At 38.2% G+C, this 13,746-nt stretch carries 13 protein-coding genes; 3 read left to right on the forward strand and 10 right to left on the reverse strand.

Annotated elements, in window-relative coordinates:
• Positions 1-8: 8 nt before the first annotated feature.
• Positions 9-1,781 (reverse strand): PTS mannitol transporter subunit IIBC, encoded by a 1,773-nt coding sequence (locus HMPREF2810_RS02100; protein ID WP_010715007.1) that lies wholly within the window; start codon positions 1,779-1,781, stop codon positions 9-11.
• A gap of 245 nt (positions 1,782-2,026) precedes the next feature.
• Here HMPREF2810_RS02100 and HMPREF2810_RS15855 point away from each other — a divergent pair, with 245 nt between their 5' ends.
• The gene (locus HMPREF2810_RS15855) at positions 2,027-2,122 is read left to right on the forward strand and encodes a type I toxin-antitoxin system Fst family toxin (RefSeq protein WP_015543884.1); all 96 of its coding nucleotides are present in this window, start codon (positions 2,027-2,029) and stop codon (positions 2,120-2,122) included.
• Between the two features lie 269 nt (positions 2,123-2,391).
• On the opposite strand, the gene HMPREF2810_RS02110 is transcribed toward HMPREF2810_RS15855, so the two are convergent.
• From HMPREF2810_RS02110 to HMPREF2810_RS02120, 3 genes are read right to left on the reverse strand one after another with little or no spacing between them, the layout of a single operon-like run.
• Positions 2,392-2,826, reverse strand: coding sequence for a PTS mannitol transporter subunit IIA (locus HMPREF2810_RS02110; RefSeq protein ID WP_002355276.1), 435 nt, complete (start codon positions 2,824-2,826; stop codon positions 2,392-2,394).
• A 10-nt stretch (positions 2,827-2,836) separates the two neighbouring features.
• Positions 2,837-4,870 carry a BglG family transcription antiterminator gene (locus tag HMPREF2810_RS02115; protein WP_002383677.1) on the reverse strand — a complete coding sequence of 678 codons (2,034 nt, stop codon included), beginning with the start codon at positions 4,868-4,870 and terminating at the stop codon, positions 2,837-2,839.
• Complete coding sequence (locus HMPREF2810_RS02120) at positions 4,861-6,609, reverse strand: PTS transporter subunit EIIC (RefSeq protein ID WP_002383675.1); 1,749 nt, start codon at positions 6,607-6,609, stop codon at positions 4,861-4,863. Before HMPREF2810_RS02120 ends, HMPREF2810_RS02115 begins: the two co-directional genes overlap by 10 nt.
• Positions 6,610-6,792: 183 nt before the next feature.
• On the opposite strand from HMPREF2810_RS02120, the gene HMPREF2810_RS02125 reads away from it, so the two are divergent.
• Positions 6,793-7,626, forward strand: a complete 834-nt coding sequence (locus tag HMPREF2810_RS02125; RefSeq protein ID WP_002383674.1) for a Cof-type HAD-IIB family hydrolase — start codon at positions 6,793-6,795, stop codon at positions 7,624-7,626.
• A gap of 42 nt (positions 7,627-7,668) precedes the next feature.
• Here HMPREF2810_RS02125 and HMPREF2810_RS02130 read toward each other — a convergent pair whose 3' ends face one another.
• The 6 genes from HMPREF2810_RS02130 to HMPREF2810_RS02155 form a co-directional block, all read right to left on the reverse strand.
• Positions 7,669-8,304 (reverse strand): nitroreductase family protein, encoded by a 636-nt coding sequence (locus HMPREF2810_RS02130; RefSeq protein ID WP_002358386.1) that lies wholly within the window; start codon positions 8,302-8,304, stop codon positions 7,669-7,671.
• 4 nt (positions 8,305-8,308) lie between these two features.
• Entirely contained in the window at positions 8,309-8,743 is a 435-nt protein-coding gene (locus HMPREF2810_RS02135) for a MarR family winged helix-turn-helix transcriptional regulator (RefSeq protein ID WP_002362972.1), read from the reverse strand.
• Positions 8,744-8,894: 151 nt separating this feature from the next.
• Positions 8,895-10,340 carry a Na+/H+ antiporter NhaC gene (gene nhaC / locus HMPREF2810_RS02140; RefSeq protein ID WP_002383673.1) on the reverse strand — a complete coding sequence of 482 codons (1,446 nt, stop codon included), beginning with the start codon at positions 10,338-10,340 and terminating at the stop codon, positions 8,895-8,897.
• A 401-nt stretch (positions 10,341-10,741) separates the two neighbouring features.
• On the reverse strand, positions 10,742-11,383 hold the full coding sequence (gene pcp / locus HMPREF2810_RS02145; RefSeq protein ID WP_010715006.1) for a pyroglutamyl-peptidase I: 642 nt from the start codon (positions 11,381-11,383) through the stop codon (positions 10,742-10,744).
• 15 nt (positions 11,384-11,398) lie between these two features.
• Positions 11,399-12,343 carry a DUF979 domain-containing protein gene (locus HMPREF2810_RS02150; protein ID WP_002355267.1) on the reverse strand — a complete coding sequence of 315 codons (945 nt, stop codon included), beginning with the start codon at positions 12,341-12,343 and terminating at the stop codon, positions 11,399-11,401.
• Positions 12,340-13,026 carry a DUF969 domain-containing protein gene (locus tag HMPREF2810_RS02155; RefSeq protein WP_002355265.1) on the reverse strand — a complete coding sequence of 229 codons (687 nt, stop codon included), beginning with the start codon at positions 13,024-13,026 and terminating at the stop codon, positions 12,340-12,342. The genes HMPREF2810_RS02150 and HMPREF2810_RS02155 overlap by 4 nt, the downstream gene beginning before the upstream one ends.
• A gap of 192 nt (positions 13,027-13,218) precedes the next feature.
• Here HMPREF2810_RS02155 and HMPREF2810_RS02165 point away from each other — a divergent pair, with 192 nt between their 5' ends.
• Positions 13,219-13,734 carry an HdeD family acid-resistance protein gene (locus HMPREF2810_RS02165; protein ID WP_002381189.1) on the forward strand — a complete coding sequence of 172 codons (516 nt, stop codon included), beginning with the start codon at positions 13,219-13,221 and terminating at the stop codon, positions 13,732-13,734.
• Positions 13,735-13,746: the final 12 nt, after the last annotated feature.

Below are 13,746 nucleotides of genomic sequence, written 5' to 3' on the forward strand. Positions count from 1 at the left end.
CTTCCTCTCTAGGCACTTTCTTTTAAAAGCGAAACCACTGTTTCATATTTTTGGGGATTAACCATACTTTTTACTGATAAGTGTGTCGCTTTCGGTGCTTTTTTACGGGCTTGTTCCGTTAGTTCAGCTTTTGTGACAATTAAAGCCTGTGTTTGTTGAGTTAATTCATTAATATTAATTTTTCGAATCGGCATTGAAATTTTCTCTTTATCTAAAATTTCTTCTAAGACTTTCATTCCCATCGTTGCTGACCCGACACGGTCATCGTGAACCAAAAGAATCTCATTGACATTTGCTAAATCTCCCTCAATTTCAGAAGCAGGTGTTGCTTTGGAGGCTGTTGGTTGTGCGTCGTTTTTTTCTTTGGTACCTGATAGTTCAGCCACAATTTCATCATAACGTGGTGAGTTCAAGAAATTTTCAACTGCTACAAAGGTTGCATTAGGTGCTTTCTGTTTAGCCCGTTCTTGCAATTCCGCTTGTGTGACAATCAATGTATTTCCCTCATCGGTCAAATTATTAATGGCCCGATTCGTCACAGTTTGTACTAAACCAGCCTCTTGGACCTTTTTCCGTAAGATAGACGCCCCCATTGCACTAGAGCCCATCCCAGCATCACAAGCAAAAATAATTTGTTGAATTCCTGACAATGAAGCACTACCATTTGCGACAGTTAATCCTTTTGATGCTGCTTTAGCCGCTTGGGTTTCTTTCACTTTTTGGGCAAATTCATCACTTTCTTCTTTCGCATCTGCTTTTAAAATGACTGCGGATACTGCAAAGGAAACAGCAGTTGCTGCCAAAACACCTAAAATAACTGGTAAGTAAGAACCCATTGGTGTCATCGCTAAAATAGCTATAATGGAGCCTGGTGAAGCGGGCGCACGTAAACCAGCATCTAACGTTTGGAAAACCAAACTACCTGTCGCACCACCTGCAATAACCGATAAGAATAATAACGGTTTCATCATTACATATGGGAAGTAAATTTCGTGGATACCACCAAGGAAATGAATAATTATTGCTCCCGGCGCAGAAGATTTTGCCGCACCTTTTCCAAAAAACATAAATGCTAATAAGACACCTAACCCAGGACCAGGGTTTGCTTCTAATAGGAAAAGAATTGATTTACCAGCCGATAAGACTTGTTCTGTCCCTAAGGGTGTTAAAATGCCATGATTAATCGCATTGTTTAAAAAGAGCACTTTTGCCGGTTCAATAAAAATACTCGTTAATGGAATCAAATGAGCATTTAAAATGATTTCCACACCACGTGCCATTGCAGCAGTCAGCGCATCGACAATTGGGCCAATCGCTGAAAAACCAAGTAAAGCTAACGCAAAACCAATTAATCCAGCTGAAAAATTGTTTACTAACATTTCAAAACCAGCTTTAATCCGATGTTGGAAATACTGATCAAATTTCTTAATTGTAAAGCCACCAAGTGGACCCATAATCATGGCACCTAGCATCATCGGAATATCGGTTCCCACAATCACGCCCATTGTCGCAATTGCGCCAACTACGGCACCGCGATCACCTGCAATTACTTTCCCACCAGTGTAGCCAATTAATAATGGAATTAAATAGGTCAACATTGGGCCAACCATCGTGGCAAAGGCTTTATTTGGCAGATATCCATCTGGGATAAATAGCGCTGTCAAAACGCCCCACGCAATCAACGCCCCGATATTGGGCATCACCATGCTAGATAAGGTACTGCCAAGTCTTTGGACTTTTGCTTTAATTGATACTTTATTTTTTTCTGGTACTTGTTCCATTTTTATTCCCCTTCTCTCAAGTAACTTTTCTTGTTGACTAAATTGTATCCGCTTTCCAAATCTGGAAAAAGTCGTACTTTGGCACAAACCATTGTGCCAAAAGTTGAAAGAAAAAAGCACGTGTTCTCTAGTTACGAAAACCAGAAAACACGTGCTTATTCCATTTCTAATAATTTCAATAATAAATGAACAACTTTTTATGCTATACTCAAATTGGCGACTTGCCTCGAAAGGAGGTGCATCACATGTACGAGATTGTCACAAAAATTCTTGTGCCGATTTTTGTCGGGATTGTCCTGAAACTTGTAACCATTTGGTTGGAAAAACAGAACGAGGAATAAACAAGTTGCTTCCAACCGCTGCTGTCTAAACAGCAAAAAAAGACACCCTACCACAATAGGGTGTCTTTTTAGTGCATCCATGCACGACTTTGTCACAAGTTACTTTAAATTTATCATAGGGCCTATTTTTTGTCAAGGAATCTTCTTATCTTTTTTGTTTAATCTCTTAAATAAAAATATTTTAATTTTTATTATAAAATTATTTCAATAATTATTGAGCATTTCAGAATGAATTGATTTTTTACTACCAATTTTTTCCAGATGTAACTTTAGGCTTGAGCCAGAATTTTTTGCGCTTCATCGATTGTTTGACAATCACTGAGCCGCTGAATGTTTTCGAGATCTGAACAGAAAAAAGCTAATTCTTGAAGCATGCTTAGTTGCCGTTGACTTTTTAGAGCAACGACAAATAACAAAGTAGCTATTTTTCGATCTGCTTCCGTACCAAAGTTGACCCCATCAGGCACTTGAATAAAGCAAATCCCTTCTTTTAAAACTTGTTCATCTTGTCCTTCCGCATGAGGCAATGCCACGAAGTTACCGATATACACGCTGACTTTTTGTTGGCGTTGATACATTGCTTTGACATAGTCAGGCGTGACCAACTGATTTTTTAGCAGTAATTCACCAGAAGCTGCAAGTGCTTCCTCCCAACTAGCATACGATTGATTCAACATTATTTGCTCCGCTGTAATTTCAAACATCTCTCAACACCTAGCCTTTCATTTCTTCAATTAATAATGACGAAAGCAACTGATAAACAATGGCTTCATTTCCTGAATGAAAAATTTCTGTATTTAAATCATTCATAATAATCGCACCACTGATTTTTCCTAAAATTTTCCCGATCGTTTCATCAATCGGCATCGGCGCTAGCATGAGTAACATACGTTGTAACTGCATCGGCTTTTTATCCATACCTTCAATCATAAGTGGCTGGGCCAGATTAAAAATACAAAAAACAGGCTGTGTCACTGCTGTACTTGAGGTATGGAATAAGGCCATTTCCGTCTGAGGAATCCCAATAGGCGCTTGCTCGTAACGTTTCATCAATTGCTGACAAACGATTGCACTATCGGTGATTAAATCTGCGGAAAGTTGCGCGAGGGCTTGTTGAACGGTTTCTGCCAAATCCGCTTGATTATTTAAATCTGCTATGAAAAATGTTTCTAATAGTTTACTAATTTCTTCCATGAAAGCGACCACTGTTTCGTAGCTTTCTTCGCCACCTGTTTTTTTCACAGGTGCTTTCCTAAGCGAGCGTTTTTCGTGACTAATCCGCTTAAACTCTTCTTTCAATTGGCGGATTTCATCGTCTAAAAGTAACGGTGAGATCAATTTATATTTGCCATTATATCCTGGTAATAACGAAGTGGAAATCACTAAGTCATAGTTTTCCTCAACATTCACCTTACCTAAATCCGCAATCCGAAAAAAATGAATCTGGTTGATAAAAGGAAAGTAGCGCCGTAATCGCATTTCCAACATACTTGTCGAAGCCAAACCGCTAGGAGAAAAACCAGCAATATCAACTTCCATAATTTTGGGACTCCGTTCTAAAGAATTAGCAAAATGAAGTACCATGTAGGCAATTTCCTCTTCCGATAGATTCTTTTGCGGAAAAATTTGCGGCAACGCTTGGCGTAAAGCCGCAGCTATTTCTTGATATTGATTCATGATCCGTTCTAAAATGGGATTCGTTAAATCTTCTTCTTGTAAAACCGCCCGAGAAAAAACACCTGATAAATGCGTCAACAACATTTTATACAAATTGGTATCTTCGAAAAAATTAACTTCCGTTTCTTGACTTACTGCTTCAATCAGTTGTTTCACTGCATAAGCCAGCTGAGTGTCAAAATGTTCATCAAAAAAATCTTCATCAAAAGAATTAGAAAAATCACTTAATAAGCTAGCAAAAAAAACAATCTCACTGACAGCGTATAGTTGTTTCGTTTCAGCAGCGACTTTTGAAAAAAGTCGTTTAGAACAATTTAGAAAAGCCTTATTCATCTGCCCAGTATAGGTCTCATCAGCTAAATAAAAACCTGCAGTGACTCGATCCATCGCAATTGTTAACATTAAAATCAAATGTTGTAATTTGCGATCACTTAATGCTGGAAATAAAGTTTCTACTTCTGGCTGAACAATTTTTTGTGCAAATGCTAAATGTTCTGCATGAATAAACTGAAAGAAAAAATGGTCGCTTGTTGTTAATTCGGTAAAATGAAAAAATTGGTACTCATTAATTTCCATACTTAGAATATTCGCCATTAGAAGACGGCGATATTTTTCAGAACCAGTCACTTCATAACCTTGATTCCGAGAAATCGTCAACGGAATCCGAGCAATCCGTGTTTCTAATTGTTTAATATCGGCATAAAAAGTCGTATTACTAATACAATACGTTTCCAGAAAATAATGCATAGAGACTGGCTCTTTTGTTTGAAGTAATGTCAATAAAATCGCATGTTGCCGCGCCAAAGTAGAAAGTTCCTGTGTCTCTTCTCCTAAAATAGCAGCCTGAATTTCCGTCATCGCTGCTTCATCTGCTTGAATCGAAAAGCGCCCACGAGCTACTTTTTCCAACGTCGCGCCCATCGATGCTAGCGAGGTTTCTAAATTTTCTAATTCACGATATACCGTCCGGCGGCTAACCTTTAACAAATTCATCATGCGGTTTACTGAAACGGGGGTAGGACTATTCACTAATTCCGTTAATAGAACAGTTTCTCTTGTCGTTAAAAACATCTATCAGTTCCTCCTTCCAGCCATTCTTGATACTCTTTCTTATTCAAAAAACTAGTAACTACGTATAAATTTTGTTGCGTTAGATCTAAATGATAGGCTTGCGCCAGTTCACGAGTCACTACGTAGGTTGTCTCCTTGGTAAAAAAGACTGTTTCCAGTGGCTCTTTAGATACTTCAATCGCGACTCCTTGTTTCGCCGCTTGTTGCCGCAATAATTCCATTCCCATTGTTTGCGATCCTCGAACATTCTCGGCATATAAAAAAACAAGCTTCTGTATTTGTTTTGTCGGGTTCGTTTCAGTAGACTCTGAACCAAGTGAAGATTGCTCTTGAGAAGAAGCAGTCAGTTTGGCTAAAACTTGCGGGTAATAGGATTTAATTTCTAAAAAATTTTGAACACTCACCATATCCTTTTCTGGGACGTACTTTTGTGCTAACTGTTTCAATTCTGCTTGAATGACCACTAATGTCTTAGGCTGCCACTTCATCTGATGAACGGACTGGTAAGTCACAGGCATCTCCAAGTTCACCGCTTTTAATTGTCGGCTTAGCAAACTAGCCCCCATGGCACTTGAGCCCATTCCTGCATCACAAACAAATAAAATTTGCTGATAGTTAGGTGTGACTGTTTCCACTTGGTCTTCCTCCTTCTCCTTCATCTTTATCATTGAAACTGGTTCAGTTCCTCGTTGACGTTTTAATAACAAGCTTGCTATTGCAAAAGAGCACAGAAAGCTAACAAAAATTCCACTAAAAACCGCCAGCCTTGCCTCAGTCGGGGCATTGGCTAAAATCGCAACCAATGAACCTGGCGAAGCAGGAGCGCTTAACCCCACATTAAATATTTGAAAAACAAGCGTACCACTCATTCCTCCAGCAATTACTGCTAAAAATAAGCGCGGATCCATCAAAACAAACGGAAAATAAATTTCATGAATACCCCCAATCAATTGAATCATGGTGGCGCCTCCTGCTGTTTTTCGTTGTCCTACAGGACCAAACAGCAGAAAAGCAACCAAAACGCCCACGCCTGGTCCAGGGTTTGTTTCCAATAAAAATAAAATGGACTGACCTGTTTGACTAGCACCTTCTAAACCTAGAGGCGTTAATAAGCCATGATTAATCGCATTATTAAAAAATAACACTTTTAAGGGTTCTAAGAAAACGTGAACCAATGGTAAAAGATTGGCTTCAATTAACCAAGAAGAAAATTGATACAGCCAAAAACTAGCGCTTTCAACAGTAGGAGCTACAACCAGAATACCAAAACAGCAAAGCAGTCCTCCCACAATTCCTGCTAAAAAGTTTTTAGTCAGCATCTCATAGCCTTCTTTAACTTTCGGTAAGAAAATTTGTTCAATTTTGGCGAAAGTATATCCTGCTAAAGGCCCAATAAACATAGCACCAAACAACTGTGGAACATCTGTGGAAACAATCACGCCCACTGTCGCAATAGCAGCAACAACGCCGCCACGTTGTTCCTCGAACATTTTTCCGCCTGTAAAACCAATTAAAATCGGTAAAACAACTCGAATCATTATCGTTTCGACTTCAGAAAGAGCTAGCCGTAGATTCCCAGTCGTATAGCCAGCCACCAAAGACAATAAGCTCCACGCAATAAAAATACTCAAATTTGGCATAATCATCCCACTCAAACGATGACCAAAACGACGTAAATAGGGAATTACTTTCACAAACTTATGTTTAAAAAAGAGCGAATGCATTTCTTTTTCCTTCATATTCCTTGTCCCTCGCTCTCTATGTAGATAATTAGAATACTTCTATTATATGAAATTTCACAAAAAAATAGTATAGATTTTTGTAAAATAATTCTTTTATACACCTCACAAGAGAATCCGTTTACATTAATAGAAAAAACTTTTATACTAAAAGAAAGAAACTCTTCGGATTGGAGGCCAATTATGGCAATCAAAGCAATTGTAATGGATATTGATGGTACCTTGTTAACTTCAGAAAAAAAGATTTCACCAAAAACGCGACAAGCACTAGTAGCTGCACAAAAGCAAGGCCTCTCACTGATTTTGGCTTCTGGCCGCCCGACTAACGGTATGCGACCCTTAGCAGATGAATTGGAGATGGCTCATTATAACGGACACCTACTTTCCTATAACGGCGCTTGTGTCACCCATCATGGCAGTCAGCAACAACTATTTAACCAGACAATTTCAAAATCATTGAGTCAACAAATTTTAGAGCATTTGAAACAATTTGACGTAATTCCAATGATTAATGATGAAACATTTATGTATGTCAATGATGTTTTTCATCACACCTTACATTTAGAGACTGGTGATTTTAATATTATTGAATATGAATCACGGGGCGGCAACTTTCAATTATGTGAGTGGCATGATTTAGCCGCCAGACTAAACTTTCCCTTGAACAAAATTTTAATTGCTGGTGAACCCGCCTATTTACAAAAATATCATGAGGCCATCTACGCGCCTTTCAAAGAAACCGTCACCGCTGCTTTTTCCGCTCCTTTCTATTTTGAATTTACCGCAAAAAATATTGATAAAGCGCGTTCTTTAGAAAAACTAACCCTACAGTTAGGTATAGCTGCTGAAGAAGTAATTGCTTTTGGTGATGGGCACAACGATTATACAATGTTGGAATGGGCCGGCACGGGGATTGCTATGGAAAACGCCGTTGAAGAGCTTAAAAGCATCGCAACGGAAGTCACTTTATCCAACGACAATGACGGCATCGCTGTTGCATTAGCCAACTTTCTTTAAGATCGTTGGTTGATACAAGCGTACGCCGTCATTTTTTATTGCCTATTCAAATGTCGTGATTTTTTCTGGTGCTAAACGAACAGATTCATAGCCAGTTTCCATGCCCTTACCCACAGATAAAATCATTACTGGGACATAGCGCTCTTGATCTAAACCAAATGTTTCGGCTAATTTTTCCGCTTCAAAACCACCGATTGGATTTGTTTCATATCCGTGAGCTCGTGCCACTAACATAAATTGCATAGCTGCTAAACTCGCATCAATTTTTACGATGTCATTCATTTGTTCTCTGCTTAAACTTTCATAATGGGGAATAATTGCTGCTAATTGTTGGTCCCGCACTTCCTTAGGCATTTTACCACTAGCATAAGCTTGATTGTAAATTTCCTCTCCTCGCTCATGGCAGTTTAGATCACCAAAAATTAAGAGCATTGCAGAAGATGTTTCATTTTGACGCGTATTAAAGCGAATTAAGGGTTTTAATTTTTCTTTGCCTGCTTCACTTTCCACTACGACAAAACGCCATGGCTGCATGTTAACAGAAGAAGGGGCGGTGGTCGCTTCTTGAATCATTGTTAACATTTCTTCATGAGAAATTTTATGGGTTTCATCGTACACCCGAACCGATTTGCGGCCAAAAACAATCTCTGAAAAATCATTCGTTGTATATGTTGTCATTCTATCATACCTCTTTCGTTGTAATGCTTTGATCTAGTTTTGTCAAAAGTTCTTTTAATTGGCGACAGTCGTCCTTTGTAAATGTACTGGGAATAATTTCTGTTACCGTTTGTTGCTTGGCTGTACATTGCTGCAGTTCTTGTTGTGCTTTTTCTGTTAAATGCACTAGCACTTCCCGATTATTTTCTGGATTTCGCTGTCGTGTCACATACTGTTTCTCTTCTAAAATTTTCAAATGGCGAGTGACCGCACCACTATCGATTTTTAAGTGTTCTTGAATCTCTGTTTGAAGACACGGCTGACGTTCTTTTAAAATCATCAGCAACTCATAACGAGTCAAACTCAAGCCAACTTGCTCTTCAAAAACTTTGGTAATTTTTTGATCTAATACCTTTAACTGACATAATAATTGGCTGACTTCCCGTAATGATAACGACATAGTTTCCTCCTTAAAAAGATGACTCGTCAACAATTGACTAGTCAACTATAACTGTTTCTTTCTAAAAATGCAACCTTTTTTACAAGAAAAATAGAACAATTGACAGAGAGAAACTACAGTATTCCCCATCAACTGTTCTATTTTAATCAATCTATTTTTCGGTAACAGGTTCTGCTGATAACCGCTTAATCCCTAAACCAGTAAATGCACTGACCATTGAGAAGACAGGCGATAATAAGCTAAAGAAAACAAATGGTAAGTAAGTCAACGTTGGTACGCCAAAGGTCCCCGCTACGAAGCTACCTGCAATCCCCCAAGGAATGAGGTAGTTAATAACCGTCCCACCATCCTCCAAGGTTCTGCCTAAAACAGTCGGATCCAAGCCTTCTTTTTTGTAAACTTCTTTAAAGGCATTCCCTGGTAAAATAACCGATAGGAATTGTTCACCAATAAAAATATTTACGCCAATTCCTGTTAATAACGTTGATAAAATCAATTTCGGTGTACTGCTCATTTTCTGCGAAACAACTTCCATGACCGCAGAAATCAATCCTAATTCCATTAATAAGCCACCTAGAGACAACGTTAGAATAATAAGTGCCACAGTCGGCATCATACTCATAATTCCGCCACGACTTAGTAATTGATCAATTTGTGCGTTCCCCGTTTGAGAAACAAACCCATTTTCCAACGTGTTTCCTAATGCCTGCAACGATACTTTCGGATTTTGAATAATAATCATAATTACTGCCACAATAATGTTTAACAAAATCGTGATAATCGCTGGAATTTTGCGCCAGGCACAGATTAACATTAAGGCTAATGGTAACAATGACCAAATGGAAATGGTAAAGTGGTCTTCCAATACTTGAATAACTTGAACTACTTCTGTCAGACTTGTATTCGCGTACGTTTGCCCTAAAATCATAAACAAGATTAAAGAGACGATAAATGCTGGTACAGTCGACCACATCAAGTTTTTTATATGTTTAAATAAATCCGCTTCAACAATCGCTGCGGCTAAGTTTGTTGATTCTGATAAAGGCGACATTTTATCACCAAAGACTGAGCCAGAAACAATCGCACCCACAACTAAAGCAGGGTTTAATCCTAAGGTACTGCCAATACCGAAAAAGGCAATTCCAATTGTTGACATCACTGTAAAAGCACTACCTACTGCACTGCCGACAATCGCACAGACAATAAAAACTGACGGCACAAACCATTTAACACTAATCATTTTAAAACCAAAAACCATAATCGTTGGAATAATTCCTGCTTGAATCCAAACGGCAATCAATGCACCCACTAAAATGAAAATAAAAATTGGAATAATCCCTGGCTTCAAGCCATCAACAATCCCTTTATGCATTTGATCAAATGGTACTTTACGAAACATTGCGTAGCCTAAAATCAATGCAATCACAAACAAAATAGTAATATTTGGCGATATCTTTAAGCCAATTACTCCTGTCGCAATAGCTGCCACAATAATTAATAACACGATACTTGCTTCTCGAACACTCACGGTCTTCTTTTTCTGTTTTTCTTTCATTTCGTTACTCTCCTCTAATCTTTTTTCTGAATACTCTGACATTAAAGGACCTTATGATAACGAATAACCCCTCCACAACTCATTGAAAACGCCTCCTAAAGCTACATAAAAAGAGAGATTCATCCTTAAAGAATAAGGACGAATCTCTCCGCGGTACCACCTTAATTAGAAGCTTACTTGCTTCTCGCTTATGTATTATGTAATTGTTACTACTTATTAGTGTAATTCACAAATAGACTTGATCGATTCGCAGCAACCATCGACTTTCTGAACAAAACATCTATTTCCTACTGGGCTAATAATTTATGAATCTCAATATACCAAGAAGAAACCGACTTGTCAACGAAAATAGTATAAAAAATTTTTTCACACGCCAACAAAAATTACTTTTTCTTTTTGTAAAAATAGAAAAGCGCCTCCGTTCTCACGAAAGCGCCTGTTAATTAGTGGGTTGTGCCACCTTGTAGTTGAATATCTTCTTGCGTTTTTACCGCTGCTTCAATCATATAGAACAAAGAATCTGTGATTGCTTCTAATGACATAGAAGCAAACGTTGGTTTATCAATTGTTTGTTCTGGTAGGAACGGAACATGAATAAATCCGCCACGAATAGTTGGATATTTAGTGTTAATTAAGTGTAGTAAGTGATACATAATATCATTACATACAAAGGTTCCTGCTGTATAAGAAATCGCTGCAGGTAATTGATGGTCATGACAATTTTTTACCATCGCTTTAATCGGTAAATTTGTAAAATAGGCTGTTGCTCCATCTTCAACCAACGGCACATCGCTTGGTTGTTGACCTGCATTATCCGGGATACGCGCTTCCGCTAAATTAATCGCTACTTTTTCAACAGTGACTGTTTGACGGCCGCCTGCTTGTCCAACACAAATCACCATATCTGGTTGATGGGTTTCAATTGCTTCAGCCACTTTTTCACCACTAGTGCCAAAAACAGTTGGCACCTCCACTTTAATAATTTCAGCTCCTGCAATTTCAGCAGGTAATTTTTTGACTGCTTCAAAGGCAGGATTGATTTCTTCTCCTCCAAATGGATCAAAGCCAGTAACGACAACTTTCATTTCGATCATCCTTTCTTATTTGAATAGAATCATATAAACAATTTGGAAAATTAACATGAAAAGTGCAATCGGCAATTGATTTTTAATGACGCCGTACTTATCTTTCATTTCCAACATGGCTACAGGTACGATATTAAAGTTCGCAGCCATCGGTGTTAACAGTGTACCACAAAAACCACATGTTAAGGCAACCATCCCAACTAATGCGGGATCTGCACCTAAAGAAAAGACAAACGGCACACCAATTCCGACTGTCATCACGGTTATTGCTGCAAAGGCATTGCCCATGATAGCCGTAAAAATAACCATTCCCACAGCATAAATAATAATCCCTACATTGACATTTCCTGCTGGTACTACGGCACTAACTCCTTTTGAAATAATCTCACCAACACCAGCGCTAGTAAAAACAGCACCTAAACAAGCTAATAGCATTGGCAACGTACTAAGCGGACCGACTGTCTCTAACATTTCCGCCGCATCATCAAAAAATACTTTCGGCGTATTATTTTTAGAAAAGAACATCATGATGAAAATCGCTACAAAGACACCAACACCGACACCGACTAAAGCCCCTAAAGTAGTCAATGTGGCAAAAAGAATTGCAAAAACCCCGATACTTAGTGCGGGAATAAAAATCTTCATTCCTAATTTTTGAGACATTTTTTCCATGTATTCTTTCGAAGGTAAGCGACTTTCTCCTTTTGTCACTTTTTGAAGAATTGCCGGAATTGTCATCACAAAAATAAGTACGCCACAGGCAACTGGTGGAATAAACCGACCAAAACCGATTAAGATCCCTAAAATCCCCCAGAATAAACTAGTCCCATACGCATGTTGATTGGTTTTATCACGAAAACTACGAAAACTTGTATATAACAAGATAATACCCATAAAAATATAAAGGACTTCCAATAACTTTGCACTCAAATCAATACTTGGATCTGTGAAAAAACTCATTTCAGTCCCTCCTGTCCATAATATTTTTTACGTAATCTTTTTTCTTTTAAAGTAAAGTAAATACTTGCCGAAATTAAGGCAACTAAGGCGACTGGTACTTCCACTAAAGCCAATTTACCTAATGTCACTTCATAGCCTAAATCTTTCAATGTTGATTGAACAAGCAATGCCCCAGCCCCACCAACAAACAGAACTTGACCAAAGAACCAACAGATATTTTCCATGGCTGAAGCCATCCCTTTTAGTTCTTCTTCATACTCTGGCACCATTGGTAAATTTTTTGATTCAATTGTTCCTAACGCCATTGGCAAAATAATCGGACGCACAAAACCTGCTACCCCACCGAAACTTACGTTAAAAGCGGCGAAGATAATCCGAAAGACACCATAAATGTCAATAATCACACCAGCAGATACCTTTTTGAATCGTTTAATCAACGTAGCGGCTGACTCTTTCAAGCCATTTCTCTCTAACGTTCCTGTTGCTAACATAATAATAATAAAGATAGCCATGCCTCGATTATTCACAAAGGTTGTTCCTAGTGTTTCTAGCATTGATGTCAAACCAAGCCCGCCAGTAAAAGCCGTCACTATTAAAGCAACCATCACAATCAAGATAGCATCAAATTTCAATGCGAAGCCGACAATGACGATCAATACGCCTAATAAAGGTAATAAATCCATCAAATCTCTCCTTCTTAAAATAAAATTTCACTTTCCATTATATGCCAATTTTCGCTCATTTGTAAGACTTTTTTAATTTTTAATGTTATTTTTTCTAAAGACACAGTTTCCAACACTTTTTAGAGCTACCACTCGCACTTTTTTCTTTTTTCCGCTAGAATAAAAGAAACAATAACATTGAGGAGGATTTTTATGTTCCAAACTTTTAGAGAAAATTTTCGGCGCCATACCCTATTGCGCGACGCCGTCTTTATCGTTATCGGAAGTGCCATTGTCTTTAATCCCGGTGCTTTCTTCCAGTTCGTCGGTTATTTAATTGCTGGTTATTTGATGCTTTTAGGGTTAATTAATATTTATGATGACTACAAAATAAAAAAACAAACGGGTAGCTGGGGACTTGGTTTCGTAACAGGTTTAATCTTTGTCGTCTTAGCAGTAGCCTTTTTATTTTTTGCACCAGTGATCGTTTCGATTCTGCCGTTTTTATTAGGGATTAGCATTGTTATAAACGGCCTCGTTCAATTGACTTTTGCTTTAAATACTCGTCAAACAGGCGCGCTTATCTACAGTATTCTGGTTTTAATCGCTGGAGCTGTTTTAGTTTTCAACCCCTTCAAAAGTCTCTTAGTTTTGATGCAAGTCTTTGGATTTATCCTGATTTTCATGGGTGTCATTGAAATTATTGGTCATTTTAGAAATAAAGCTTAACGAAAGGAGCAA

Origin of the sequence: Enterococcus sp. HMSC078F03 (assembly GCF_001811595.1) — a bacterium.
GTDB classification, from domain to species: domain Bacteria; phylum Bacillota; class Bacilli; order Lactobacillales; family Enterococcaceae; genus Enterococcus; species Enterococcus faecalis.